The sequence below is a fragment of the Pseudomonas sp. WS 5532 genome (assembly GCF_012985445.1).
Lineage (GTDB): Bacteria > Pseudomonadota > Gammaproteobacteria > Pseudomonadales > Pseudomonadaceae > Aquipseudomonas > Aquipseudomonas edaphica.
In genome coordinates this window covers 104,502-128,959 of the sequence record NZ_JAAQWK010000021.1, presented here as the reverse complement: position 1 = coordinate 128,959, position 24,458 = coordinate 104,502, and the positions used below count along the sequence as shown (strand labels likewise).

General features: G+C 60.6%; 20 protein-coding genes. 7 read left to right on the top strand and 13 right to left on the bottom strand.

Annotated elements, in window-relative coordinates:
* Positions 1-398 precede the first annotated feature (398 nt).
* Together HBO23_RS27300 and HBO23_RS27295 are read left to right on the top strand one after the other, a co-directional pair.
* Positions 399-1,262: a LysR family transcriptional regulator gene (locus HBO23_RS27300; protein WP_170040464.1), complete on the top strand. Its 864-nt coding sequence runs from the start codon at positions 399-401 to the stop codon at positions 1,260-1,262.
* A 58-nt stretch (positions 1,263-1,320) separates the two neighbouring features.
* A complete protein-coding gene (locus tag HBO23_RS27295) occupies positions 1,321-2,325 on the top strand; it encodes a LacI family DNA-binding transcriptional regulator (RefSeq protein ID WP_138450709.1) in 1,005 nt (334 codons plus the stop codon).
* On the opposite strand, the gene HBO23_RS27290 is transcribed toward HBO23_RS27295, so the two are convergent.
* The 6 genes from HBO23_RS27290 to HBO23_RS27265 all read right to left on the bottom strand — a co-directional run bounded on the left by HBO23_RS27290 (position 2,322) and on the right by HBO23_RS27265 (position 9,280).
* Positions 2,322-3,047, bottom strand: coding sequence for an SDR family oxidoreductase (locus HBO23_RS27290; RefSeq protein ID WP_099549978.1), 726 nt, complete (start codon positions 3,045-3,047; stop codon positions 2,322-2,324). The two genes, HBO23_RS27295 and HBO23_RS27290, sit on opposite strands and share 4 nt — an antisense overlap.
* A gap of 137 nt (positions 3,048-3,184) precedes the next feature.
* Positions 3,185-4,717, bottom strand: coding sequence for an FGGY-family carbohydrate kinase (locus tag HBO23_RS27285; RefSeq protein ID WP_170040462.1), 1,533 nt, complete (start codon positions 4,715-4,717; stop codon positions 3,185-3,187).
* Positions 4,718-4,720: 3 nt separating this feature from the next.
* Complete coding sequence (locus tag HBO23_RS27280; protein WP_170040460.1) at positions 4,721-5,800, bottom strand: alcohol dehydrogenase catalytic domain-containing protein; 1,080 nt, start codon at positions 5,798-5,800, stop codon at positions 4,721-4,723.
* A gap of 26 nt (positions 5,801-5,826) precedes the next feature.
* On the bottom strand, positions 5,827-6,819 hold the full coding sequence (locus tag HBO23_RS27275; RefSeq protein WP_017139553.1) for a sugar ABC transporter permease: 993 nt from the start codon (positions 6,817-6,819) through the stop codon (positions 5,827-5,829).
* Complete coding sequence (locus HBO23_RS27270; protein WP_170040458.1) at positions 6,794-8,293, bottom strand: sugar ABC transporter ATP-binding protein; 1,500 nt, start codon at positions 8,291-8,293, stop codon at positions 6,794-6,796. Before HBO23_RS27270 ends, HBO23_RS27275 begins: the two co-directional genes overlap by 26 nt.
* Before the next feature lie 63 nt (positions 8,294-8,356).
* Entirely contained in the window at positions 8,357-9,280 is a 924-nt protein-coding gene (locus tag HBO23_RS27265) for a substrate-binding domain-containing protein (protein WP_099549975.1), read from the bottom strand.
* 322 nt (positions 9,281-9,602) lie between these two features.
* Between HBO23_RS27265 and HBO23_RS27260 the strand changes: the two genes are divergently transcribed.
* Together HBO23_RS27260 and HBO23_RS27255 are read left to right on the top strand one after the other, a co-directional pair.
* Positions 9,603-10,274, top strand: coding sequence for a sterol desaturase family protein (locus HBO23_RS27260; RefSeq protein WP_170040456.1), 672 nt, complete (start codon positions 9,603-9,605; stop codon positions 10,272-10,274).
* A 2-nt stretch (positions 10,275-10,276) separates the two neighbouring features.
* Positions 10,277-11,377 (top strand): SMP-30/gluconolactonase/LRE family protein, encoded by a 1,101-nt coding sequence (locus HBO23_RS27255; RefSeq protein ID WP_170040454.1) that lies wholly within the window; start codon positions 10,277-10,279, stop codon positions 11,375-11,377.
* 50 nt (positions 11,378-11,427) lie between these two features.
* On the opposite strand, the gene HBO23_RS27250 is transcribed toward HBO23_RS27255, so the two are convergent.
* The 5 genes from HBO23_RS27250 to HBO23_RS27230 all read right to left on the bottom strand — a co-directional run bounded on the left by HBO23_RS27250 (position 11,428) and on the right by HBO23_RS27230 (position 18,636).
* A complete protein-coding gene (locus tag HBO23_RS27250; protein WP_170040452.1) occupies positions 11,428-12,870 on the bottom strand; it encodes a hypothetical protein in 1,443 nt (480 codons plus the stop codon).
* 486 nt (positions 12,871-13,356) lie between these two features.
* The gene (locus HBO23_RS27245) at positions 13,357-14,322 is read right to left on the bottom strand and encodes a hypothetical protein (RefSeq protein ID WP_170040450.1); all 966 of its coding nucleotides are present in this window, start codon (positions 14,320-14,322) and stop codon (positions 13,357-13,359) included.
* Between the two features lie 139 nt (positions 14,323-14,461).
* A complete protein-coding gene (locus HBO23_RS27240) occupies positions 14,462-15,526 on the bottom strand; it encodes a lipocalin-like domain-containing protein (RefSeq protein WP_170040448.1) in 1,065 nt (354 codons plus the stop codon).
* The gene (locus tag HBO23_RS27235) at positions 15,516-17,978 is read right to left on the bottom strand and encodes an FtsX-like permease family protein (RefSeq protein WP_170040446.1); all 2,463 of its coding nucleotides are present in this window, start codon (positions 17,976-17,978) and stop codon (positions 15,516-15,518) included. The genes HBO23_RS27240 and HBO23_RS27235 overlap by 11 nt, the downstream gene beginning before the upstream one ends.
* A 1-nt stretch (position 17,979) precedes the next feature.
* Positions 17,980-18,636, bottom strand: a complete 657-nt coding sequence (locus HBO23_RS27230; RefSeq protein ID WP_017139562.1) for an ABC transporter ATP-binding protein — start codon at positions 18,634-18,636, stop codon at positions 17,980-17,982.
* 275 nt (positions 18,637-18,911) lie between these two features.
* Here HBO23_RS27230 and HBO23_RS27225 point away from each other — a divergent pair, with 275 nt between their 5' ends.
* The 3 genes from HBO23_RS27225 to HBO23_RS27215 all read left to right on the top strand — a co-directional run bounded on the left by HBO23_RS27225 (position 18,912) and on the right by HBO23_RS27215 (position 22,976).
* The gene (locus HBO23_RS27225) at positions 18,912-19,586 is read left to right on the top strand and encodes a histidine phosphatase family protein (protein WP_026013879.1); all 675 of its coding nucleotides are present in this window, start codon (positions 18,912-18,914) and stop codon (positions 19,584-19,586) included.
* A 187-nt stretch (positions 19,587-19,773) separates the two neighbouring features.
* Positions 19,774-21,432, top strand: coding sequence for a lipid IV(A) 4-amino-4-deoxy-L-arabinosyltransferase (arnT, locus tag HBO23_RS27220; protein WP_017139564.1), 1,659 nt, complete (start codon positions 19,774-19,776; stop codon positions 21,430-21,432).
* 26 nt (positions 21,433-21,458) lie between these two features.
* The gene (locus HBO23_RS27215; protein WP_169988687.1) at positions 21,459-22,976 is read left to right on the top strand and encodes a glycosyltransferase family 39 protein; all 1,518 of its coding nucleotides are present in this window, start codon (positions 21,459-21,461) and stop codon (positions 22,974-22,976) included.
* 21 nt (positions 22,977-22,997) lie between these two features.
* On the opposite strand, the gene HBO23_RS27210 is transcribed toward HBO23_RS27215, so the two are convergent.
* A complete protein-coding gene (locus tag HBO23_RS27210; RefSeq protein WP_169988684.1) occupies positions 22,998-23,711 on the bottom strand; it encodes an AAA family ATPase in 714 nt (237 codons plus the stop codon).
* The gene (locus HBO23_RS27205) at positions 23,711-24,454 is read right to left on the bottom strand and encodes an ABC transporter permease (protein WP_170040444.1); all 744 of its coding nucleotides are present in this window, start codon (positions 24,452-24,454) and stop codon (positions 23,711-23,713) included. The genes HBO23_RS27210 and HBO23_RS27205 overlap by 1 nt, the downstream gene beginning before the upstream one ends.
* Positions 24,455-24,458: the final 4 nt, after the last annotated feature.

The following is a 24,458-nucleotide window of genomic DNA, read 5'->3' as shown; positions in this document are numbered from 1 at the left end:
AGGCCGCCGTGCTCTGCTTTTGATCTTGCTTTTGATCTGAGGCGCCCCGTAAACCACGATGGCCGAACGCAGGCTTGAATCCGTGGGTAACCCGGCAGGACGCCGGGTTAGCCGCGCTGGGCCAAGGATGGCCCATCGCGGCGGCCCACGGATTCAAGCCGGAGTGAGGGCACACCGAGCCTAAGCGAGGTGCCGAGTGGTGGGGCACAGACCTTTTGGTTACTTTTGGCTGGGCCGGCATTCCGGGCGTTTGCCAAAAGTGACCCGCTGTAAGAGCGGAACCATAAGCCGCCGTGACCTAAATAACGGATATACACCCAGCCCCCCAACAAACCCACACACACCCCAGTTCCAAGCACATTCCATTACACTGTCCCCCATTCATCCCCGGGGGCTTCATGGACATCGAACTGGCACGCACCTTCCTCGAAATCACCCGCAGCGGCAGCCTGGCCGCGGCAGCCGAGAAACTGCACGTCACCCAGACCGCCATCACCGCACGGGTCAAAAGCCTGGAAAGCCAGTTGGGCAGCACACTGTTTGTGCGTAACCGCGCAGGCGCCAGGCTCACCGCCGATGGCGAAGCGTTTGTGGTCTATGCCAACCAATTGCTGCAAACCTGGGAAGCCGCCAAGCGCGACCTGCCGCTGCCCGATGGCTACCGCAATGTGCTGCATATCGGCGGCGAAGTCAGCCTGTGCAACCCGTTGATGCTGGGCTGGGCCAAGGCCTTGCGCGAACAGATCCCCGGCCACGCGCTGCGCACCGAAGTGCGTGAAGGTGAATACCTCTTGCGCCAACTGGAACTGGGCGTGCTCGATGCCGCGCTGGTATTCCAGCCGCAATACTGGCCTGGCCTGCAGGTCGAGCAAGTACTGGAAGAAAAACTGATCCTGGTGCAGTTAACAAGCAAACCCGCCCCTTACGTGTATATCGACTGGGGCCCAGGCTTTCGCCAGCAACACGACGCGGCGCTGCCCGACAAAGCCCGCGCCGCGTTGAGTTTCAACCTCGGGCCGCTGGCCCTGCAGTACATCCTGGAAAATGGCGGCGCCGGGTATTTTCGCACGCGGGTGGTGCAAAGCTACCTGGACAGCGGCGTCATGCAGCGCGTCCCGAAAGCGCCGGAATTCAGCTTCCCGACCTATCTGGTCTACTCACGGGCGCGGGATTCGGCGGTATTGCAACAGGCGCTGGGGCTGCTGCGCGAAGTGGTCAAGGCCGAAAGCGACTGGTCACAACGCTGGGACCCGCTGATTTGAATCACCCTACGCCCGCGCGCATGCTAGCCTGCGGATGTTTCCCAGCGCAGCCTTACCGATGAACAAGAAAAAGTCCGTCACCATCAGCGACATCGCCGAACGGGTGGGCATGACCACCATCACGGTGTCCCGCGCACTGAGCAAGCCCGACCTGGTCAAGCCCGCCACCCTGGCGCGCATTCTCGAAGTGGCGCGCGAGCTGGACTACGTGCCCAATGCCTTCGCACGCGGGCTTAAGCGCAGTGAAAGCCTGATCATCGGCGTGATCACCGCCTCCGTCGACAACCCGTTCTACAGCGAGATGATCAAGGCGATTTCCCGCGAGGCGAAGAAGCACGGCTACACCATCATGCTGGTGGACACCGATGAGCTGGAAGAACTCGAAAGCAAAGCCGTCGATACCCTGCTGGGCTATCGCGTGGCGGGGATTATCTTGTCGCCGGTCTCGGACGAACCCAGCTACCAACCCGACTATCTGGAGCGCCTGGGCAACGGCAAAACTCCGGTGGTGTTGCTCGACCGCACGATCCACGACAGCCCGTTCAGCCGCGTGGTGCTCGACAACTACCACAGCGGTATCCAGGCCGCGCACTACCTGCTGCGCCAGACACCCGACCTTAAACGCCTGCTGGTGCTGACCGGCCCGCAGCACTCACGTATCACCGTGGAGCGCCTCAAAGGGTTGCGCGAAGTGCTGGCTGAACACCCCCATGTTCAGGTCGAAGTGCAGGCCGGTGACTACACGCTGATGCCGTCTTACCTGCACACCCTCGACTACCTGGCCGAGCACTCGGCGCCCGATGCAATCATGGGTTTCAACCAGTTGATCACCCTCGGCGCCCTGCGTGCCTTGCGCATGCACAACATCCCCCACGACAGCCTGACCATTTGCGGCATCGACCGCCTGCCCTTCGCCGATATCTTCGGCGTGCCGATCGCCTGCGTGGCCCACGACGCCTCACTGGCCGGCAGCAGCGCGGTACGCCTGCTGCTTGACCGCTTGCAAGACCCGTACAAGCCACGGGACAAAGTGGTGATCGCCGGCGTGCTGGAAAACGGCTAGCGGCTGGTGTAGCCGCCATCGATCGGCAGGCTCACGCCGCTGATCATGCTGGCGGCATCGCTGAGCAGGAACAGCACCGGCAATGCGACTTCCACGGTTTGTGCGAAACGCCCCAGCGGAATGGCCGCCAGCGCCGGGTCGCGTTTGGCCGGATCCGACCAGGCCTTTGTCGCCATTGGCGTAAGTGTGACCGTGGGGTTGACGCTGTTCACACGAATGCCAAAGCGGCCCCACTCGGCGCACTGCACGCGGGTGATCGCGTCCAGCGCGGCCTTGGAGGCGCAGTAGCCGAGGTGATCGTCCAGCGCCACCAGTGACGCCTGGCTTGAGACATTGACGATGCTGCCGGGGATTTTCGCTTCGATCATTTTTGCCGCCACTCGGCTGGCGACCTGTGCGGCGGCGCGGGCGTTGACCTGCATGACCTGATCGAACGCCTCCGCGCTGATGGCGGCGGCGGGCTCCAGGCGTGAGATACCGGCGCAGTTGACCAGGCCGTTCAGCGGCGGCAAGTCTGACAGGGCTTTGTCCAGGGCGATGCTGTCGGCGATATCCACGCATAAGCTGTTGCAGCCCAGCTGTGACAAGGCTTGCGCGTCGCGGCCAAGGGCGAAGACTTCGGCACCGGCGGCAATCAGCTGTTGAGCGATTTCGCGACCGATGCCGCTGCTGGCGCCGGTGACGAGAATGCGCTGGCGGGTGAAGTTGAAGGTGGTGGTCATGGTCACTTCTCGATAGACAATCAAGATCCCTGTGGGAGCTGGCTTGCCTGCGATAACAGAGTGTCAGCCAACACATTTTTCACTGATACACCGCTATCGCAGGCAAGCCAGCTCCCACATTTTTGATCTGTGTTGGGTCAGTTGGTTTGCAGGCTATGCATGATCGGCTTGAGGGCCGGATACAGCTTCAGGTACTCGGCAAACGCCCGGTCATACGTCATGACATTCTCGCGCTTGGGCTGCGCCCGCAGTTCCAGTTGCACCCAGCCTTTGTCCATCTCGTCATCACTCACCAAGCCCACCGTATGCGCCGCCAGCAACGCCGCGCCCAAGGCCGCTTCCACCTCCTGCACAATGGTGTAGACCGGGTAGCGCGTGACATCGGCAATAATCTGCATCCACAAATCCGAATGGCTCGCGCCTCCCACCACAATCAAGCGCGGGTCCAGCGAATGCGCGCCCTGGGTACCGGCTTCAATGTTGTGGCGCAGGGCAAAACTCACGCCTTCAAGCACCGCGCGGTACAGGTGAATACGGCTGTGATACAGGTTCAGCCCGACAAAGCTGCCGCTGGCGCGGTCGTCCCATACCGGGCTGCGTTCGCCCATCAGGTACGGCAAAAACAACAAACCTTCGCTGCCCGCCGGAACCTGGGTGGCGCTCTGCTCCAGCAACACCAGGCTGTCCTGGCCGGTGGCCTGGGCCTGCTGTTCTTCGGCCTGGCAGAACTGCTCGCGAAACCAGCTGACCGACGCCCCGGCGGTGATCGCACCGCCAAAGATGTACAGGTCTCGATGGCCGTTGTAGACGTGAGGCATGCTCACCAGGCCGTGGTGTGCGTCCACGTGCTGGTTCAAATACCCCCAGCACATGCTGGTGCCGATCATCGCCACATGGTTACCCGGCTGCGTAACACCCGCCGCCAGCGTCGCCATCGCCGCATCCACACCGCCGGCCAGGATCGGCGTACCGGCCTGTAACCCCAGGCGCGTGGCCCAGCTTTCGAGCAAACCGCCCACCACGTCACCGGAGTACACCAATCGCTCGGGCATCATGGCCTGTGGAATGCCCAATGCATCGAGCATCTCGGCGGACCAGCCGCGCGCCTTCACATCGTAAACCCCACCGATATTGCCGGCGCTGCTATGGTCCACCGCCAATTCGCCGGTAAGGCACCAGTTGATATAGCTGTTGGGCGGCAGCAGGTAGCGCGTGTCGGCCCACACCTGCGGCTGATGCTGCTTGAGCCAGAGCATCTTGGTGAAGCCGTAATAGCTGTCCACCGAGTTACCCGTTACTTCGAACAAGCGTTCCTGGTCCAGGTGCTCACGCACCCACGCCACCTGCTCGCCGGCACGCCGGTCCATCCAGATAAGGCACGGGTGCAGCGGCGTCATCTGCGCGTCAACGGCAATCCCCGAACCGCCATACAGGCTGCTGATGCACATCGCCTTGACCTGCCCGGCCGCCACGCCGGATTTGGCCATGCACTGCGCCACACAAGCCTCGACGGCCTCCAGCCACACCTGCGGCCATTGCTCGGCCCAGCGCACTTTCGGGGTATCGACGCGATACCCCTGGCTGTGCTGGGCGATGATCGTACCTTGACCATCCACCAGCAGCGCCTTGGTGCTCTGGGTTCCTATATCGACACCCATTACGTAGTTCATAGATCAAATCACCGGCTTCAACAGCACCTTGATCGATTTGGTTGAGTTGGCCAACGCGAAGGCCTCGGCAAAATCATCCAGCGGGAAGTCATGGGTAACAATGCCCTTGGACGTCACCAGGCCGCGCTCGAACAGGTCGATAGCGATCGGGTAGCAATACGGGCCGAGGTGCGCGCCGCGTACGTCCAGCTCCTTGCGGTCGCCGATGATCGACCAGTCGACGCTGGTTTCGGCGCCGAACACACTGAACTCGACAAAACGCCCGAGCTTGCGGATCAGGTCCAGGCCTTGGGTCACGCCGGCGGGCACGCCCGTGGTTTCGATGTACACGTCGCAGCCATAGTTATCGGTGAGGCCGTTGATAATCTCGCGGGCATTGTCGCGGGACGGGTTGATCACCACGTCGGCGCCAAATAGCTTGGCCAGTTCCAGGCGCTCGTCGACCATGTCGATCACCACCAGTTTCTTCGGGGTTTTCAGCGCAGCCACCTGGACCATGCACAGCCCCAGCGTACCGGCACCGGCGATCACCACCACGTCATCGAGCTGGATTTCGCCACGGTTGACGGTGTGGATCGAACACGCCATCGGCTCCACCAATGCGGAGTCTTCCAGCGACACCGACTCGGGAATCTTGTGCACGATGGCGGTCTTGGGAATGCGCATGAACTGGGCCATGCCGCCTTCGGCGACTTCACGCTGGAAGCCGAAGATATTGTGCACTTCACACATCCAGTACTTGCCCGACTTGCAGAAGCGGCACTTGCCGCACGGCACGATCTGCTCGGCGATCACCTTGTCGCCCACCGCGACTTCAAAGTGTTCCTCAGCGCCCTCACCCACCTCTTCCACGTAACCGAAAAACTCATGGCCCGGCACCACCGGCGCCTTGACCCACGGGTTATCGCCACCCCAGAACATCGCCGCGCCGGAATGGCACTTGCAGTCACTGGCGCAGATGCCGCAGGCGGCAATGCGGATCACCAGCTCATTGGGGCGCGCCTTGGGTTTGCCGATGCGTTCCAGGCGGTAGTCTTTCGGGCCGTGGCAAACGACGGCTTGCATCTCGGTGTGCTTGTCCATGTGTTCGGTCCTTTCTTGTCAGGTGTTTATTTATGGCGCTGACGGCTGATGAAAATCGCCAGCAAAATGATCCCGCCCTTGATCACGCTCTGGACGTAGGGCGAGACCCCGAGCATGTTCAATCCGTTATTGAGTACGCCCAGCAGCATCGCGCCGAGCAAGGTGCCGACAATGACCCCGCGCCCGCCGGCAATCGACGCACCGCCAAGGACCACCGCCGCAATCGCATCCAATTCGAACGACACGCCGGCATTCGGCTGGCCGCTCATCAAGCGTGAGGTGAGCACCAGACCGGCAATCGCTGCGGTCAGGCCGCTGATGCCGTACACCAGTAACTTGAAGCGCGCCGCCCGCACGCCCGACAAACGCACCGCTTCTTCATTGCCGCCGATGGCGTAGATGTAGCGGCCGATGCGCGTGTGTTGCAGCAACACATAGGCGGCAAAGTAGGTGACCAGCATGATCAGGATCGGCACGTCGACGCCGAACAGGCTCTGGCGGCCGAAGAAACCGAACCACTCCGGCAACCCCGAAATCGGGTAGCCGTCGGTGTACATCAGGCCCAGGCCACGGGCAATGCCCATGGTCGCCAGGGTGACGATGATCGGCGGCATGTGCAGGTAGGCGACGAACACGCCATTGCCGATGCCGAAGGCCACGCCGATCAGCAGGCCGGCGCCAATCGCCAGGCCCGGCGGCAGGCCCGCGACCATCAGCCCTGCGGTCAAGGTGCCCGACAGCGCCATCACCGGGCCTACCGACAGGTCGATGCCACCGGTGAGAATCACGCAGGTCATGCCCACCGCGATAATCGCGTTGATCGACACCTGGCGCGCAATGTTCGACAGGTTGCTGGTGGTGAGGAAGTTATCGCTGGCAAAGATCATCACCAGGGTCACCACCACCAACCCGACGAAGGGATAAAACGCCGGCGAGCGCACCAGCCGCGCCAGGTTCAGGCGCAGTCGGCGGGTGTCGCCGGTATTAATGGACCTATTCACTTGAGCCCCCTGTTGCATGGCGCATGACCTCTTGTGGGTTGACGGCGGCCGCTTCCAGCAGCTTGACGATGGCGCCCTTGTGGAACACGGCGACGCGGTCGCACATGCCAATGACTTCGGGCAGTTCGGAAGAAATCATGATGATCGCGTAGCCTTGTTCGGTGAGGCTGCGCATCAGGGCGTAGATCTGCGCCTTGGCGCCGACGTCGATGCCGCGTGTGGGTTCATCGAACACCAGCACGTCGCAGTGGTGGTTGATCCAGCGTGCGATCACAACCTTTTGCTGGTTGCCGCCGCTGAGGTTGAACACCCGGCTTTCGCCGCTGGGCGCCTTGATCGACAGCTGGCGCATCAGCGCGTCGACGCTGGCGCACTCTTTGCTCTTGTCGATCAGGCCCGTGGCGTTCTGGTATTTGGGCAGGTTGTTCAGGGAGATGTTTTCGCGAATGCTGAAATCGGTGATCAGCCCTTCGCTCTTGCGGCTTTCCGGGAGCAGGCCGATGCCGTGGGCCAAGGCTTGCGCCGGGTCATCCAGGCTGACTTTCTCGCCGCGCAGCCACACGTCTTTGCTCACCGACGGCAGTGCGCCCATCATGCCCAGCGCCAGCTCAGTGCGACCGGAGCCGACCAGCCCGGCAAAGCCGAGGATCTCGCCCTTGTGCAGCTGAAAGCTGTTGCGCGGGCCATTGCGTACCAACTGGATGTCCTTGACCTCCAGCAACAACGGACCACGGTCTTTCGTGGGTTTGGGTGGAAAGCTGTTTTCCAGGCGCCGGCCGACCATCATTTCGACGAGCCGGTCGATATCGCTGTCGGCCACATCGGTCACGCCTACGTTACCGCCATCGCGCAGCACGCTGATGCGGTCGCACACCTGGAAAATCTCCTCCAGGTGGTGAGAGATAAAGATCACCGCCACGCCCTGGCGCTTGAGTTCGCGCATGATCTCGAACAGCAGTTCGGCTTCGCTGGGCGTGAGCGTAGCGGTCGGTTCATCGAGTACCAACAGGCGTGCATCCAGGGCCAAAGCCTTGGCGATTTCGACGAATTGCTGCTCGGCCACGCTCAGGTGCTTGATCGCACATTGCAGGTTGATACTCACGCCCAAGCGCTTGAACAACGCCTGACTGGCCTCGACCATTTCACGTTTGCGCAGCAGGCCGAAGCGGTTGCTCAACTCATGCCCGAGGAAGATGTTTTCCACCGCCGTGAGATAGGGAATCAGGCTGAATTCCTGGAACACAATGCCGATACCGGCGGCGATCGCATCGCGGTAAGTGGCAAACTTTTGCACCTGGCCATCGATTAAAATCTGCCCTTCGTCCTGATGCTCGACGCCGCCGAGGATCTTCATCAGGGTCGACTTGCCCGCGCCATTTTCACCCAGCAACGCATGGATTTCGCCGCGTTCGACCTGCAGGTTGATGGACTTGAGGGCTTGTACGCCCGGATAGCGCTTACAGATATTTTCCAGCTTCAGAAGACTGCTCATGCCGCCGACCTCGTATTCAGAAGGAGACCTCAAGCCCCACGGTTCACGTGGGGCCGGGGCGATTTACCAGCTGAAGTCCTTGGCCTTGGCCTGGTCGATCAAGGTGATGTCGACGGGAATGGTGGCCGGCACTTGCGAGCCCCACTTCTTGGCCAGGGCGATGCCCAGAGCCAGGCGGATCTGATCGCGCGGGTATTGCGCCGAGGTGGCGATGAACTTGCTACCGGGCTTCTGGATCGCCTTGATGGCTTCCGGTGCGCCGTCGACGCTGACCAGTTTTACGTCCAGGCCGCTGGCTTCGATGGCCGACAGTGCGCCGAGGGAGCCGTTGTCATTCACGCTGAAGATGCCCTTGAGGCCGGGCTGGGCCTGCAGCATGTTTTCGGTGACGGTCAGCGCCTGGTCACGTTCCTGCTTGCCATTCTGGATGCTCACGATCTTGATGTCCGGGTGCTTGGCCACCGCTTCTTTGCAGCCGCGCACACGCTCAAGGATCGGCACCACGGCGATGCCGTCGAGGATCGCGATATTGCCTTTGTCGCCGATGTTCTTGGCCAGGTATTCACAGGCCTGGAAGCCGGCGTCGAAGTTTTTTGAACCGACAAAGGAGTCCAACGGGCCGTCGGCCTGGGCGTCCACTGCGACCACGACCACACCCGCGGCGTGCGCAGATTTGACCGCCGATTGCACGCCAACCGAGTCGGTGGGGTTGATCAGCAGGATATCGATGCCTTTTTGCAGCATGTCCTCGACGTCGCTGACCTGCTTGGACACGTCATGGCGGGCATCGGTGATGATCAGCTTCGCACCGATGGTTGCGCCGGCTTCTTCCAGGGCGTTTTTCATGGTGACGAAATAGGGGTTGTTGATTTCCTGGAAGGAAGCGCCGATGCGGATCGGTTTGGCGGCGTCGGCAAACGCTGCGCTGGTTGCGCCGAGGGTGATGCTGACAGCCAGTAAACACAGGGTTTTCGGGAGCATTTTCATGGCGTGGTTCTCTGTTTTGTTTTTATTTTTAGAGCAAATGTTATCGATAACATTTTGCGAGAAGCTAGCAAGTAAATCAGGCCTGTGCAAGCCCCCGTCGGTCGCCCGCGGTTCAAGTGTGGGAGCTGGCTTGCCTGCGATAGCATCTACTCGCTCTACCTGACACACCGAGGTGTGTGCATCCCAGGCAAGCCAGCTCCCACAAAAGCCTGTTTCCACACAAGCCAGCTCCCACACTTGAACCGCGGACTGCGCAAAAACTCGCACTATCTCGCGTACCAACTAAGCTCAGGCTCCAACAAAAAAACCAGAGCGTGCCGCCATGGCCCATCCCACCGAGACCTTCCGCGCCCGCTACCGCGCCGCCGTGAGCGCCCGTTACAACCCCTGGCTGCACGCCAGTTTCGTGCTGGGCTACGGCCTTGTCTGCATCGCCCTGGCCTGGTCCTCCACCGCGCACATCACCGCGCTCCAGTGGCTGACCGTGCCGCTGACGCTGGTGTTCTTCAACCTGTGCATCTACCTCGTACACCGCCACCTGGGTCATCACAAACACAGCCTGGCCCGGCTGTTCTATGCGCGCCACACGGGTGACCACCACAGTTTCTTTACTCCCGGCCACATGACCTATGACAGCCCGCGAGACTGGCGTGTGATTCTATTCCCGGCCTGGCTGATCGTGCTGCACAGCCTGACGATCACCCTGCCCGCCTGGTGGCTGCTCAAACAATTGAGCCCCAACGTCGCCGGGTTGTTTGCCGGGTGCATGATCCTTGGGTATTTACTTTACGAAGTGTTTCACGCCTGCGAACACCTGCCCGCCGAGCACCCGGTGGCGCGCTTGCCATGGATTCGCCAGATGCACCAGTTACATGCCCTGCATCATCGCCGTGAGCTGATGCAGGGGCGCAACTTCAATATCGTCCTCCCCCTGATGGATTACCTGTTCGGCACCCTGCACTGGGAGCCGAACGCCCACGACAACCAGGAATAGTCATGAGTACCCGCCCCAAAAAACTGCGCCATTTGCTGTTCGTACTGCTGCTTGCAGTCATCGCTTTTCTGCTGCTGATGCCCACCAAAGTGCAACCGGTGAACTGGTCGCCGCCCAAGGCGCCCTCGCTCAAAGACGGCGCCTACGCCGAGAACCAGCGGCTCAAGGGCATTGAAAAAATCGGCGCACAGGACATCGCCGGCCCCGAAGCCTTGCTGCTCGACCCCCAGGGCTTTCTGATCAGCGGCCTGCAGGACGGGCGCATCATCCGCACCTCGCCGGACAGTCACACGCTGGAAGTGCTCGCCAACACCGGCGGCCGCCCGCTCGGCCTGGCGTTGCACCCGGATGGGCGCTTGATCATTGCCGATGGGGTCAAGGGGTTGCTTGCCCTGGATGCCAATCGCCAACTCAAGCCATTGAGCAGCAGCGCTGACGGCGTACCCTTTGGCCTCACCGACGATGTGACCGTCGATGCCAGCGGGCGCTATGCCTACTTCAGCGACGCATCGAGCCGCTGGGGCTATGGCCAGGACGGCACAGCGGTGATCGAACATGGTGGCGACGGCCGGTTGCTGCGCTATGACTTCAGCAACGGCACCACAGAGGTGTTGCTGGACCGGCTGCAATTTGCCAATGGCGTGACCCTGGGGCCGGATGAAAACTACGTACTGGTGAATGAAACCGGCGCCTACCGTATCAGCCGCTACTGGCTCAAGGGCGAGCGCAACGGCACCCATGACCTGTTTATCGACAACCTGCCGGGCCTGCCGGACAACCTCAGTTTCAATGGCCGCGATCGCTTCTGGGTTGCCCTGTATTCGCCGCGCAACCCGTTGCTGGACGGTTTCGCCGGCTACCCGCTGTTGCGCAAGGTGATGGTGCGCGCACTGATGGTGGTGCCCAAGCCCATCGAGCGCAAAGCCTTTGTGCTGGGGCTGGACATCGATGGCAAGGTCATCGCCAACTTGCAGGATGGCAGTGCGGGCAATTACTCGCCGGTCACTACCGCGCGCGAATACGGCGACTGGTTGTACCTGGGCTCGCTCACGAGCACCAGCATGGCGCGCCTGCCGTTGAAGCTGGCGCTGGCCGGCGAATAACAAAAAGGGGCAGCCTGTTCAGGCTGCCCCTTCTGATTTACATCACGGTATCAATGGATGATGTCCTGGGTGCAGATGTGCCCAAAGGTCACATACTGCACGTTATCACCGCCGACACCCACGCCCGGGAACTCGTCCAGCTCGATACGCCAGCCGCCGAAGTTGAAGGTGGTGTCCCAGGTGTACTGCACGCCGGTGCTGCTGTCCGGGTACTGCACACGGTTATCGCCAAAGCAGGTACCGAGCGCAGCACTGGCCTGGGATGTGCCGGCACTGTTGGTGGTGGCCTTGAAGTCGGTCCAATGAAACTCGGTGCCCTCAAAGCGCTTGTCGACACGCAGCACAGGTGTGACGCCCAGCAGCGGCGCGCCCGTGGAGTCGGACCAGTTGGTGGTCCAGTTCAATGTGCGCCCCGCCTGCGTCGCCATCCAGAATATCGATGCCGGCACCCGCACGATGTTGTCACCGGTTACCTGCGAGCTGTTCAGCCGTGGCGCAGAGCCGAGGCTCAACTTGTAATATTTGCTTGGATCCTGCGTCACGGCCGGGTTGGCCCGCACACGCACCTTGACGGTCGTACCCGGCGTGACGCTCGGGTAGGTGGACGTAGAGCCGGCCGGTACGACGATCCAGTTGACGCCATCAAAGCGCTCGAAGATCCATTGGTTACGGCTGCCACTGTCATCGCCTGCCAGGTACATGCTCACGGCCTGGCCACGCACGGCCTTGAAGTCGAAGTAATCGACGTCGTTGGCGTTGTCGAGGTTGCCGCTCACCTTGTTCATGGTGTCCGGCAGCGCAAAGGCGTCCTGCGGCGTGTCGTTGGGCTCGAAGGCGTCGATGTTGGTGTCTGCCGCTACGCCAAAACTGAACTGCGCATTGGTTGCGGTCTTGGCCACCATGTACCAGTAGTAGTCACCGGCCGGCAGTACACCGTCGATGTATTCATCGGCATTGCCGGCGTTATCGGCGGTGGCCAGCAGTTGCAGGTTGCCTTGGCCGTCGTCGCGGAACAGGCTCAGCGACATGTCGGCGCCGGCACTCTGGTTGATCAACTGCACCAGCACCCGCGCGCTTTTTGGCAGGTTGAAGTGGTAAGGGAAATCCTGGCCCGTTTGCACTTCGCTGATGGTGTAGAGGGTGTTGATATCCAGGGTCGGAAACAGCGGAACAAAGTCGGCGACCGCTGCACTTTTCAGCTCGCTCTGATTCGGCTTTTTCAACGTGCCGATAACGGTGTTGAACGGAGCGGATTTGGCAGCCTTGGTAGCCGCCTTGGCCTTGCCGTCCCGTGCATCCAGCAGCTTTTGCCGCAGCGCCTCCGAAATCGGCACCGCAGTGAGCGTGCCGCCAGGTTTGAGCGCGTCAATCTCGCTTTGGCTGACTGTGCCGGGGGTGAGTTTGGGAAGGTTCAGGTCGGCCAGGGCAGAGGCCGAGATAAAGCAGGAGGCCATCATGGCCGCGCCCAGCATAAGGGCTTTGGTTGGTTTCATTTTTTATCCATCCATAGTTAAAAAATTGAAGCTCAGGTGATCGGTGACATCCGGTCACCTGGGATGGAATGTAGAACAAAGCTGTATATGTGTACAGTATTTTTTGGCGGATTTTAGTGATCTACCATTTCATCCAGATACACCAGGCAGTCGCACTCAAAAACCAAACCATTCCAGACAAATAGGGCCATAGCGCCCAACGCTTCAAGCTCAAGGGAACTGCATCCAGCTCTGCCTGGGTGACATAGCCCCTTCTCACGCACAGATTTGGCAAGAACAAAAAGCCTACGATCAGGCTCGTGCGCTTGAACCTGTCTCTGGCGCGATTTCGCCACCAATAACGCTTGTTGTCACATACCATTGTGTTACCGCTGAAACAGCTCTCCAGTTCATCTAGCTTTGTGTTCTCGACGAATACCATTAGCCCATATGAAACGCCTGGCGATACTGCGAGAAGAATCACACACACCGTGTAGAGGATCGTGCTCATATACTTTCCGGTTGATAAATCAGATCACCGACCATTTCTCCCCCGAGCCCACCTATGCTCCCGCCCACAGCACCTCCGGCAGCGCCCCCGAAAACCCCACAAATCAGTTCGCCTCTCCCTTTGAGCGCGATCCCCATGACCATCGAACATACACGGCGTGTCACCTTTGCCCCCAAGGCACCGCCGCGCGCAGCGCCTGCAACACTGCCCAGCAACTTCGCCGGTTCCACATACTTCGCCCGCGTGCACAAGGCTTCCCTTCCCGTCATACACGCCTCCTTGACCTCCAATCCTGTCACCCCCACATCCATGGCCAACCCCACATAAGTGCCCTTCCCCAACCACTTCGACACCTGCGCCACGTCCCCGACCCGCTGCGCATACCCCGCAATCTCACCCTTATGCAGAAAGCTTTTGGTCGATATCCCTAGCACCTTCTTCAACGATTGATTGCCCCGCAACCCCGTGCCAAACCGCGCCGCGCCTTGCAGTTGCGCGTCCAACTGCCGAAACAGCCCTTGGCGCTGACGAGCAAACTCTCCCCGCTCCAACCCACCGCCCTTCAACCGCTGATGCAAGCGCTCAATCGCTTCCAGGGTCTGCGCCACCTCATCCAGATGCCGTGCCCACGCCGACGTGGCGCTGCCGATACCAATCGAGCCGTTCGCCAGCAAGCTCTGCAGCAAATCGTAGTTATTGATTACCGCCGAACCGGCCGATGGCTCCAGCCCCCAGCGAATCTGCTCGCCATAACGCATCAACCAAGCTTCTTCACTGCGACAGCTGAAGCTGAAGTCGTCAGGGATAATTACCAGTTGCCCCGGTGTTACCAGGCCAGCACGTAAGTGCCGGTTCAACACGTCAAAGTGATCAGAACGCTGACGATTTGGCGCCCCGCCCATCGCCCTGGATTTCAAACTGCCGTAGTCCGTTGTGCGGTCATTGATGAACCCCTGCGCCATGCCTTCCATCCCGGATGCAATGAAGATGGCGTCGGAATATAGGCAAGCACAGGCGGCCCGCACACAAGGGCGGGCGCGGGAAATCACATTTGGGAAGTTGCCTACTCGGCAGAGAAAAATCGCCTACAAAAACCCGCGATTAATACCCGGTCATCTCCAGATACCCCACACCACCTTCAAACTGCACCGGCCCTTCCCAGTACGGGATGCTCAGGTTCATCCACGCCTTCGGGTTGACGGCCTGGGGCGTGATATCCAGTTGCTTGCCGGGAATTTTCAGTGACCAGCGCGTAGGAACAGTGCGCCCGTCAACCTCGGTGGTGGCCAGCGGTGTGAGTTGAATATCGGCGTTATGCAGGGTCTGGGTGTGCCCTTGCTGGTCGATCCAGGTGCCGGTCAGGTAACCCGCGCCGTCCTTTTGCCGCACGCGAAACAGCATCAACTGCTCGCCACGGTCCAGGTGCAGGGAGAACCAGTCCCAGCCGGTCTGGCTCGCGGCCAGGGGCTGGCTGCTCCATTCGCGGTCGAGCCAGGCCGGGCCGCTGACCTGGTAGGTGGTGCCGTCGAGCGTGACATTGCCTGCTGCGGTAAAAAACGGCTGGCTGTAGTAGTAGGACGCCTGGCCTTGATCGGATTTGCGGCTGTAGCCGTTATCACCTTGCAGCACCAGCGGGCGGCTGGAAGTCAGGTGCAAGTCGTAGGCAAACTGTGGGCCTGTGGCCTTGAGTTGCATATCGGCCAAGGCGCTGGCGGCATCGGGCCGGGTGGCAAAACTCCAATCGTCGAGCCAGGCAGTGAATGGCGCTGCCTGGGCGCCGGCCTGGCCAACACCGCCACGGGCGTAGCGCTCGGCGGCGTAATGCCGGGTGGCGGAGGTGACGGCGGCGTGGCCCAGCCAGATCGTCGAGTCACGCCAGCCCGCATGTACCGGCCCGGCCTTGAGCGCGTTGCGAAACAACGTCCATTGCACGCCGAACACATGGCCTTGGGCATCCTTGAGGTTGGCGGTGACGTACCACCATTCGATGCGAAAGCCGGGGTGCGGGCCGTGGTCTTCGGGAAAGCTGAAGACCTTGCCAGGCACCACCTGGGCGAAATCCGCCGCTTCACTGCCAAGGCCGGCGAAGCTTTCCTGCGGCGCGGGGGCTTTGTCGCAGGCGGTCAATAGCAACACGGCGGCCCAGCACCAGGCGTTAATCTTCATGGGCAAAGGTCCTCAGCAAATCCGCCGGGCGGCTGCGGTATAACTGCCACAGTGGCCAGGCCGAGGCCAGCAGCGTGGCAAGCATCGCCAGCCCCAGCAATTGCGCCAGCTGCCATGGGAACACTTGCAGGGGCAAGCGCCAGCCGAATGCCTGCACATTGATCACCGCGTCCAGGCACCACGCCAGCAGCAGGCCCAAGGGTAAGGCCAACACCAGCGTCAACACCGCCAGCAGCCAGGTTTGGCCGAGGTTGAGCAGCATCAATTGCCGGCGCGTCACGCCCAGCGCCCACAGCGGTGCGAGTTGGCCAAGGCGGCTTTGGCTCTGGGTCAGCAGGCTGATAAACAGCGCCACACCGGCGACACCCAGGGTCAGGCTGTTGAGTGCCGCGGTGGCGGCGAAGGTGCGTTCGAACACCTGGCTCGACCAGCCTTTGAGCTGCTGCTGATCGACGATGCGGCTGTCCTCCAGGGCAAAGGCGCGCCGCACCTCCTGCACCAGCGCCGGCACATTGCCGGGCAGTACGCGCAGGTTGAAGCGCGCCGGTGCCAGGCCCGGCCAGTGCGCCAGCAGGTGTTGCGAATTGACCAGCAGATGGCCCTTGGGGTTGCCGTAGTCGGCGTAAACCCCCACCACTTTTGGCGACCACACGCCTTGCGGCGTGGGGAGCTTGATGGCGTCGCCCAGGCCCACCTTCAAGCGGCGCGCCAATTGCTCGCTGAGCATCACGCTGTCGCCCTGCAACAGTTGATCCCACGGTGTGCTGGCGGTTTGCAGCAACGGCCAGTGCTGGCGATAGGTCGGATCGTCGACCACCCCGAACACATCCGCCGGCCAGCCCTGCAATTGCACCGCCACCTGCCAGGTGGGCAGCACCGCCTGCACCAGCGGTTGCCGCGCCAACCAGGTGGAAAGCTGCTCAGCCTGGGCCGGGTTTTGCGGGTTGAGGTACAGCTCGGCGGTAAGGCGTTGTTCCAGCCAGTTATTGAACGTCTGGCGAAACCCCGAAGTCATGGAGCCCGCACCAATGTTCGCCGCCAGGGCCAACAGCAACGCCATCAGCGCCAGGCTCAAGGCCGGCAACTGCTGGCGGCAGTCGGCAAGAAACCACTGGCCCAACACCGAACGGCTACGTCCAAGCACCGCCGTCAACAGGCCATTGAGCACCACCGGCAGGCCGAGCGCCGCGCCCAGCAGCAAGGCTGCCATCAGCACAAACCCGGCGGCGAGGCTGTTACCCCACCACAGCGCCAGCACTGCAATCGCCAACGCAGTAGCCGCCACCCAACCCTGACGTCGCAGCCAGCGCCCGTGTGCCTCATGCCAGGCCTGGGCATTGGCCAGCGCCAGCAAGGGCAAACGCGACGCGCGCCACAGGCTGCTGGCGCCCGCCAGCAGCGCGCCGAGCAGGCTCAAGCCCAAGCCGGCCAGCCACCACCACGGGCTGAGGTTTAATTGGCCCGCCACCTCGGCGCCATACAGCCCGCGCAGGCTGGCGGCCACATCCGGGAGCAACAGGCTGGCCAGCAGGTAACCACTGATCACACCCAACACGCCACCCAGCAACGACAACACGCCCAGCTCTACCGCCAGGCTGACGATCAGCAGGCGCGCGCTGACCCCACAGGCACGCAAGGTACGCAGCAAGCCACGGCGTTGCTCCAGGGCCAGGCCGATGGCGGCGTGGACAATAAACAGGCCGACTACAAAGGATAAAAAACCCAAGGCATCGAGGTTCAGGTGAAAGCTCTCGGTGAGGCGCGAGAGGTTGTTGTCCTCGCCTTGCTTGAGTTGCAGCGCGGCGGGAGGCGTCGGGTGGGTGGCGGCAAATGCCTTGTCCACCAGCAGGCGCGACAGACGCCCCGGCATGTCCAATAACGGTTGGGCGAAGCCGATATCGGTCAGCAACAGGCCGGGAGCCATGTCAGGCTGAACCTGCAATGGTGGCAACCGTTGGCCGTTCGCCGTCAACGGTCGCGCACCGGCCTGCAACCCCAACGCCTGTAAAGTTTGCGCGGCGATCCAGGTTTGCCCAGGCGGGTTGAAAAACCCGAGCATCTGCGCCTGGCTCAAGCGCTGCCCCGCCACCGCACCGCCAGCGGGCAAGGACAACGGCTCGATGCCCATCAATTGCAGGCGCAGATCTTCATGCCCCTTGAGCTGCAGCCGCCCCTGCACCACCGGCGACACCGGCCAGCCGGCGCGGCGCAGCTCGGCAAACAGTGCTTGCGGGAAGCTCGCGCTGTCCGGCGCAGTCAGGCTGGCTTGGGGCTCACCGCCGATCAATTGGCTGGCACGTGCATAGCTGTCGCGCGCATGGCTGTTAAGGGCTTGCACGCCGGTCAACAACGCGGTGGCCAGCCACAAGCCGGTGAGCACGCTGAAGAACTGCACCGGGTGTCGTCGCCAATGGCTCAACAATGCGCGCAGTGCCCAATAAAATACCCTCATCTCATGCGACCACACGACCACGCCGCAACACCACCTGGCGGTCCAGGCGCGCGGCGATGCGCGGGCTGTGGGTCACCATCAACAGGCTGGTGGGGCTGTCTCGCAGCAGGTCCAGCAGCAATTGCAGCACGTCATCGCTGGTGGCCTCGTCGAGATTGCCGGTGGGTTCATCCGCCAGCAACAAGCCGGGGCGCGAGGCCAACGCACGGCCCACCGCAACCCGCTGCTGTTGGCCGCCGGAGAGTTGTTCGGGATAACGCTTGAGCAAATCGCCCAGGCCCAGGCGCTCAACCAGTTGCGCCTGCCATTGCGGGTCGAAGCGCCCGGCCAGACGTGCCTGGAACGCCAGGTTGTCGTCGACACGCAAACTGCCGATCAGGTTGAACTGCTGGAACACCAGGCCGATTTCGGTACGCCGCCAATGCGCCAGTTGCGCCTCGCTCAGTTGGTCCAGGCGCTGCTCGCCCACCTGAACAGTGCCACTGTCCACACGGTCGAGCCCGGCGACCAGATGCAGCAACGTACTTTTTCCGCTGCCGGACTCGCCCATCAGCGCCAGGCTGCTACGCTCTCCCAGGTACAGGTCGACACCCGCCAGCACCGGCAGTGGACCTTGCGGGGTGGCGTAGCTTTTAACAACACCTTGCACCTGCAACATAAACACGCTCGTTTAAAGGACTGCAAACGAGCATAACGGCTGGTTGACGGCCCCACGCAAATTTTTCACATGGATTTCACCGCTTGCCCACCCTCGCCCCTCTAAATTGCCCGCCATGCGTCGCTAGACGGCAACTTGTTAGTTACCGCCCACGGCAACTTTTAACCGTCGGATGTTCAGCCAAAAGACAGCAGCGCTATGACACGCTCCGCTTCAACTACGGGCATCCGTCAGTGCGTTGCGCCTATTTGAATAAAACACTGAAGACAGTGCCCATGGTGAATGATGTGGTTGACCTTACCCTGACCAAACCGCGCTCACGCCGGGGCTATCTCAAGCGCCTGCGAAAGTGGTGGGCGGGCCTTGCCGTTATCGGCTTGCTGCTCGCCGGTTTCCTGGTGTGGCCGTTCTCGCCGCGCGACCTGAGCGTCGGCAATCGCCTGCTGACCTCGCAAGTGCTGCCGGCCTGGCGTAATGGCGACCTGATCGTGCTGGTGCGTCACGAAGAGCGCTGCGACCGCTCGCCCAATGCCTGCTTCGGCGCACCTGAAGGCCTGACGACCGTCGGCACCCAACGCGCTGAAGAAGTGGGCAAGGCCTTCAAACTACTGGGCCTGGAAAACAGCGACATCGTTGCCAGCCCGGCCTTGCGCACGGTACAGACCTCGCACTTCATGTTCGGCAAAGCCGAGCTGACCGCTGGGGAAAAGACCATCTGTGGCGAGGACATCGATGAAGAACTGCTCAGCCGCAAACGACCTGGTCGTAACCTCGTCTTTGTCACCCACAGCGGCTGTATTGCCGACTTCGAAAGCGCCCTGGGCTACCCCCATGCGACGTTCTCCGAGTACGGCAGTGCCCTGTTCGTGCGCGTACTGGCCAACGGCAAATTCGAGACGCTTGGCATCATGAAAGGCCCCGCCTGGGCCGCCGTACTTAAAAAGCTATAGACACTTTTTTACCTATAACTTTCTTCATGTTCAGCAAAACGACAGCCCTGTTCTGGCATGTTCAACTGCGCCCGCTACTATTGGACGTCATGAATACTTTCATCGACTTAGTGAACTTAGTGATTCTTCCTACAAACTTTTACACATCTGCTTACTTCGCCATTAAACGTCAAGGAGCGACGTTTTCATGACTCGACTGCTTAAACCCTTACCTCTATTGCTATTGGCCTTCGCGGTATTCTATCTACTGCCCATGGGCCTGCACGGTTTGTGGATCCCGGATGAAACCCGTTACGCCCAGATCAGCCAGGAAATGCTCCAGAGCGGCAATTGGGTCGCACCGCACTTCATGGGTGTGCGCTATTTCGAAAAACCCGCCGCCGGCTATTGGCTGATCGCCCTCGGGCAGGCGGTGTTCGGCGAAAACCTGTTCGGTGTGCGTGTGGCTTCGGCCTTGACCACCGGCCTGAGCGTGGTGCTGGCCTACCTTATCGCTCGCCGCCTGTGGAACGACCCGCGCAAAAGCTTCGCCTGCGCCCTGCTCTACATGAGCTTCGGGCTGGTGGCTGGGCAAGCAGGTTATTCCAACCTCGATCCGCAATTCACCTTCTGGGTCAACCTCAGCCTGGTAGCGCTGTGGTTTGCCCTCGACAGCCGCACGCCGCGCAGCCGTCTGGGTGCCTGGGCAGTGTTGGGCGTGGCCTGCGGCATGGGCTTTATGACCAAGGGCTTTCTGGCCTGGCTGTTGCCCGTGCTGATCGCCGTGCCCTATATCCTCTGGCAGCGCCGCCTGGGCGAATTGTTGCGCTACGGCCCGCTGGCCATTGTGGTCGCCGCGATCTTGTGTGTGCCGTGGGCCTTGGCCATTCACTTGCAGGAGCCTGACTACTGGCGTTTCTTCTTCTGGCACGAGCATATCCGTCGCTTCTCTGCCGACAATGCCCAGCATGCGCGGGCCTGGTGGTTCTTCCTGCCGATCATGGTGGTCGCCTGCCTGCCCTGGGCGGCGTTGCTGCCAGCCACACTGATCAAAACCTGGAAAGACAAAGCCCAGCCGGCCATCGTGTTCCTGGCCCTGTGGTTGCTGTTGCCCCTGGCCTTCTTCAGCATGAGCCGCGGCAAATTGCCGACCTACATCATGCCGTGCCTGCTGCCACTGGCCTTGTTGATGGGCCACGCGCTGATCGACTTGATCCAGCAAGGCAAGGCCCGCGCGATCCTGATCAACGGGCTGGTAAACGCCGTGATTGGCCTGGCGGCGATGGTGGCGTTGATCTACCTGCAAATCAGCAACCCGATGTACGGCAACAGCCACGCGGAGATGTTCAGCCTGTCCCTGGCGTTTATCGTATTGCTGGCCTGGATCCTCGCCAACCTGCTGCAAGCGCTGCGCCCGCTGACCCTGTGGGCAATGCCGGCACTGGGCATCGGTTTGCTGGTGGCGTTGCTGCCGGCGGGCATGCCGGAAATGATCACCGATACCGAAATGCCCGACCAGTTCGTGCTTGAGCATCTGGACGAATTGCAACAAACCCATGCTTTGATCAGCAACGAGTTGGGCTCGGCGTCGGCCTTGTCCTGGCGCCTGGGTCGCACGGAAGTGGCGTTTTACGACACCGAAGGCGAGCTGCGTTATGGCCTCAAGTACGCCGACTCGGTGCACCGCAAGGTCGACCTGGACAGCGTGCAGACCTGGCTTGCGCAGGCGCGCCAGCAAGGTTCGGTCGGTGTGCTGATGCGCGTGCGCAGCACCAGCGAACACCGCGAAGAAGGGCAACTGCCACCGGGTGGCAAGCGCTATCGCAAAGGCGCCCTGCTCTTGATTATTTATCCGCAGCTTCCTTAACGTTACGCCTGCCTTGAGAGCCGCCCATGAGTGTCTTCAAAACCGAACGCGGCGCCCTGGTGCTGCTGCTGGGCGTCTCGGCGCTGCTCCTGCTGCTGGGCCTGGGCAGTCGCGACTTGTGGGGGCCGGAAACCCGCTGGGCCAACATCGCGTTGCAGATGCTGCAAAGCGGTGATTACTTCGACCCCTACCTCAAGGGCGCGCCCTACTACGACAAACCCCTGCCCTCCTACTGGCTGATCACCGGCTTCGCCAACCTGATGGGCGGGCTTGGCCCCTGGTCGCTGCGTTTGTCGTCGGTGATTGCGGCGTGGCTGAGCATCTGGCTGGTGTACCTGATCGGCGAACGCCTGTTTCGCAAAGGCACCGGGCTGATTGCCGGCTGGATGCTCGCCACCACCTTCTACTTTCTGTTCTGGGCGCGCGTGGCCACGGCCGATATCCTCACCGTGTGCGGCGTACTGGCGGCGGTGTGGTGGTATTGGCGCGGGCCGGACGACACACGGTTGGGGCGCTACACGGTGTTTTTCCTGCTGCTGGCGGCCACCTCGTTGTTCAAAGGTTTGATCGGTTTTGTGCTGCCGGGCCTGGTGCTGCTGCCGCACCTGCTCAGCGAGCACCGCTACAAACGCCACCTCAACCTGCGCCTGCTGCTGGCCATGCTGATTGCAGCGGCGTTTTATGCGATTCCCTTCGTGCTGTCCCACCTCTATGGGGCGCCGACTTACGGCGAGAGTGGCCTTGAACTGGTGTTCAAGGAAAACGTCGTGCGTTTCTTCGACCCGTTCGACCACATGGGGCCGATCTACACCTACCTGATCTACCTGCCCGCCTACACCTTGCCCTGGGCACCGTGCTGGTTGCTGGGCCTGTGGCTGGCGCTGCGCAACTGGCGCCACACGCCACCGAACGTGCGCTGGCTGGTGTGGGGCCTGGGCCTGCTGTTTGTGTTCTTCACCGCCAGTGGCAGCCGGCGCAGCTACTACGTGCTGCCGCTGGTACCTTTTGCCCAGTTGTTGGCGGCCTGGTGGTTGAGTGAACGCCTGGAGCAAAAAACCGCCAGCTGGCCGCGTTGGCAAAAAGGCTTCGGCTTCACTGCAGGCCTGCTGTTGCTGGTGCTCGGAGGGATCTATCCCTGGGTCAACGGCAATGGCGGCGTGACCCGCTTCGCCGACGACGTACAGGCCGAGGCGGTCAAAAGTGCGCCGTGGGCTCACTGGCAGATGGTGATGGTAGAAGTCGACAACAAGGTGCCCATGTACCTGCAAAATGGCGGCAAACCGTTCTACTACGTCAGCGAGACCCAGGACTTCCCGCGCCAGGGCGACAGCGCCGCCTTGATGGCCTGGCTGGAAAAAACCAGCGGCCAGGGCTTCGACCCGCAGCACACCATTATCGTCGCGCAGTATTCCAAGGAAGACCCGACGCCGCTGGCCTACCTGGGCGCGGATCACACGGTGATCACCACACAGCCGGATAATGGCGAGCGGTTGTTCCAGAAGCGCTCGGGTGGCAGCGTGGCGTTTGTTCCCATAGGTAAATAACGTCGCGCGGCAAAGTCTGACTTAATTTGTTGGCAAGCTTGCCGCGTGAATAAAGGCCTCATCCAGGCTTTTGGCGTCATACGCCCCCATGAACCCTCCTGCGTCAGTAAAGCGGTTAAAGCGTTGCTGACTCAGCATGTAAAAGTCATCGCAATGATTGACGATTTCGTCAACGTTATGTGACGAGACGAGAACAGCAACACCCTGCTGCGCAGCGCCTTCCAAACACCTCCAAATATGATAACGAAACTCCGGATCCACGCCCGCTGTAGGCTCATCCAGAATGACCAGATCGGCCCCTACAGCGAGCAGAGACAGCGTAAAAAACCAACGCTTTTCTCCATAACTGCAAAGCGAGGATTTTTTGTTCCAGATGTCGCAATAGCGCTCGGCAACCCCCGGGCTCCACATTTCGATTTTTTCTAACGCATGCTTTTGAGTAACCGGCACATCAGCACAAAAAATCATCATCATTTTAAACACATCAAACATTCGAAGCACTGGAGGCGTAGTGATAACTTGAGACAAGTAAAGAAACGTTGAGAACGAATTGACTATCTCACCGGCCTCCATTTTCTTCAGACGGCAAATCACATCAAAAAAAGTAGTTTTTCCAGATCCGTTAGGCCCCAGTAAGCCTGAGATGGAGCCCGCTTCGACCACCATTGACGCCTTATTAAATACCGTATGGCGCTCATACCGGACGTCTAGCGAATTCACAATCAAACGTTTCATCAGTAACGACTCCAAACCGGATTGACGAGCAAAAATTTATAGACCACAGCCAGCGACAAAACAAACAGCACTACAATGGTCATCACTACATATAAAGATTCAAAGACACCCCCCTGCATAATCTGGCTAGCCCACCACATCGGATTGAAAAATTTCACCACTTCTATCACCGGATGGGACGAGCTTATACTCACAATCCCAAGCGCCAACATCAGGAAAGACAACACTGAAAACACAGTATTCGCATTTTGAAACCCCAGCGGAACCAGCGTCAATAACAGTGACGGTATCGAAAACAGCAAAAAACAAATGTAGAATCTTCCAGCGACAACAAGAAACTCAACAAAACTCATCTCACCAAAGTACACCCGCGTCAGAACATAGAACACCAAACAATAAACCATTGACATAATTGAATAGGCCAAAAACTGACCAACAAGAAAGACCCTCTTCGTGCGATTCGTATAGACAAACGATCGAAGAAAACCGCTCTCTCTTCTCCCCACTATATAAAACGCCAGCCCAAACATGGCGACACTCGACGATACGAAGGCGTAGAACCATGAGGTCACCGAAATGTAATCAGCCGACATTTCCGCACGGGTCATCCGGGCATACATAATTAAGTAAAAGGTGACAACTGGGGAGAGGACGATCCAAAATAACGCAAGAGGCTCCTTCAATTGTTCTTTGATAAAAAGAGCTGCCAACAAGCCCGACTTGAATAATAAATCAATATTCATTAAC

What these genes read in the sequence shown, in the direction of transcription:
- HBO23_RS27300 (WP_170040464.1), top strand. Translation starts at nt 399, where the DNA reads ATGGACATCGAACTGGCACGCACCTTCCTCGAAATCACCCGCAGCGGC.
- HBO23_RS27295 (WP_138450709.1), top strand. Translation starts at nt 1,321, where the DNA reads ATGAACAAGAAAAAGTCCGTCACCATCAGCGACATCGCCGAACGGGTG.
- HBO23_RS27290 (WP_099549978.1), bottom strand. Translation starts at nt 3,047, where the DNA reads ATGACCACCACCTTCAACTTCACCCGCCAGCGCATTCTCGTCACCGGC.
- HBO23_RS27285 (WP_170040462.1), bottom strand. Translation starts at nt 4,717, where the DNA reads ATGAACTACGTAATGGGTGTCGATATAGGAACCCAGAGCACCAAGGCG.
- HBO23_RS27280 (WP_170040460.1), bottom strand. Translation starts at nt 5,800, where the DNA reads ATGGACAAGCACACCGAGATGCAAGCCGTCGTTTGCCACGGCCCGAAA.
- HBO23_RS27275 (WP_017139553.1), bottom strand. Translation starts at nt 6,819, where the DNA reads ATGCAACAGGGGGCTCAAGTGAATAGGTCCATTAATACCGGCGACACC.
- HBO23_RS27270 (WP_170040458.1), bottom strand. Translation starts at nt 8,293, where the DNA reads ATGAGCAGTCTTCTGAAGCTGGAAAATATCTGTAAGCGCTATCCGGGC.
- HBO23_RS27265 (WP_099549975.1), bottom strand. Translation starts at nt 9,280, where the DNA reads ATGAAAATGCTCCCGAAAACCCTGTGTTTACTGGCTGTCAGCATCACC.
- HBO23_RS27260 (WP_170040456.1), top strand. Translation starts at nt 9,603, where the DNA reads ATGGCCCATCCCACCGAGACCTTCCGCGCCCGCTACCGCGCCGCCGTG.
- HBO23_RS27255 (WP_170040454.1), top strand. Translation starts at nt 10,277, where the DNA reads ATGAGTACCCGCCCCAAAAAACTGCGCCATTTGCTGTTCGTACTGCTG.
- HBO23_RS27250 (WP_170040452.1), bottom strand. Translation starts at nt 12,870, where the DNA reads ATGAAACCAACCAAAGCCCTTATGCTGGGCGCGGCCATGATGGCCTCC.
- HBO23_RS27245 (WP_170040450.1), bottom strand. Translation starts at nt 14,322, where the DNA reads ATGGCGCAGGGGTTCATCAATGACCGCACAACGGACTACGGCAGTTTG.
- HBO23_RS27240 (WP_170040448.1), bottom strand. Translation starts at nt 15,526, where the DNA reads ATGAAGATTAACGCCTGGTGCTGGGCCGCCGTGTTGCTATTGACCGCC.
- HBO23_RS27235 (WP_170040446.1), bottom strand. Translation starts at nt 17,978, where the DNA reads ATGAGGGTATTTTATTGGGCACTGCGCGCATTGTTGAGCCATTGGCGA.
- HBO23_RS27230 (WP_017139562.1), bottom strand. Translation starts at nt 18,636, where the DNA reads ATGTTGCAGGTGCAAGGTGTTGTTAAAAGCTACGCCACCCCGCAAGGT.
- HBO23_RS27225 (WP_026013879.1), top strand. Translation starts at nt 18,912, where the DNA reads ATGGTGAATGATGTGGTTGACCTTACCCTGACCAAACCGCGCTCACGC.
- arnT (WP_017139564.1), top strand. Translation starts at nt 19,774, where the DNA reads ATGACTCGACTGCTTAAACCCTTACCTCTATTGCTATTGGCCTTCGCG.
- HBO23_RS27215 (WP_169988687.1), top strand. Translation starts at nt 21,459, where the DNA reads ATGAGTGTCTTCAAAACCGAACGCGGCGCCCTGGTGCTGCTGCTGGGC.
- HBO23_RS27210 (WP_169988684.1), bottom strand. Translation starts at nt 23,711, where the DNA reads ATGAAACGTTTGATTGTGAATTCGCTAGACGTCCGGTATGAGCGCCAT.
- HBO23_RS27205 (WP_170040444.1), bottom strand. Translation starts at nt 24,454, where the DNA reads ATGAATATTGATTTATTATTCAAGTCGGGCTTGTTGGCAGCTCTTTTT.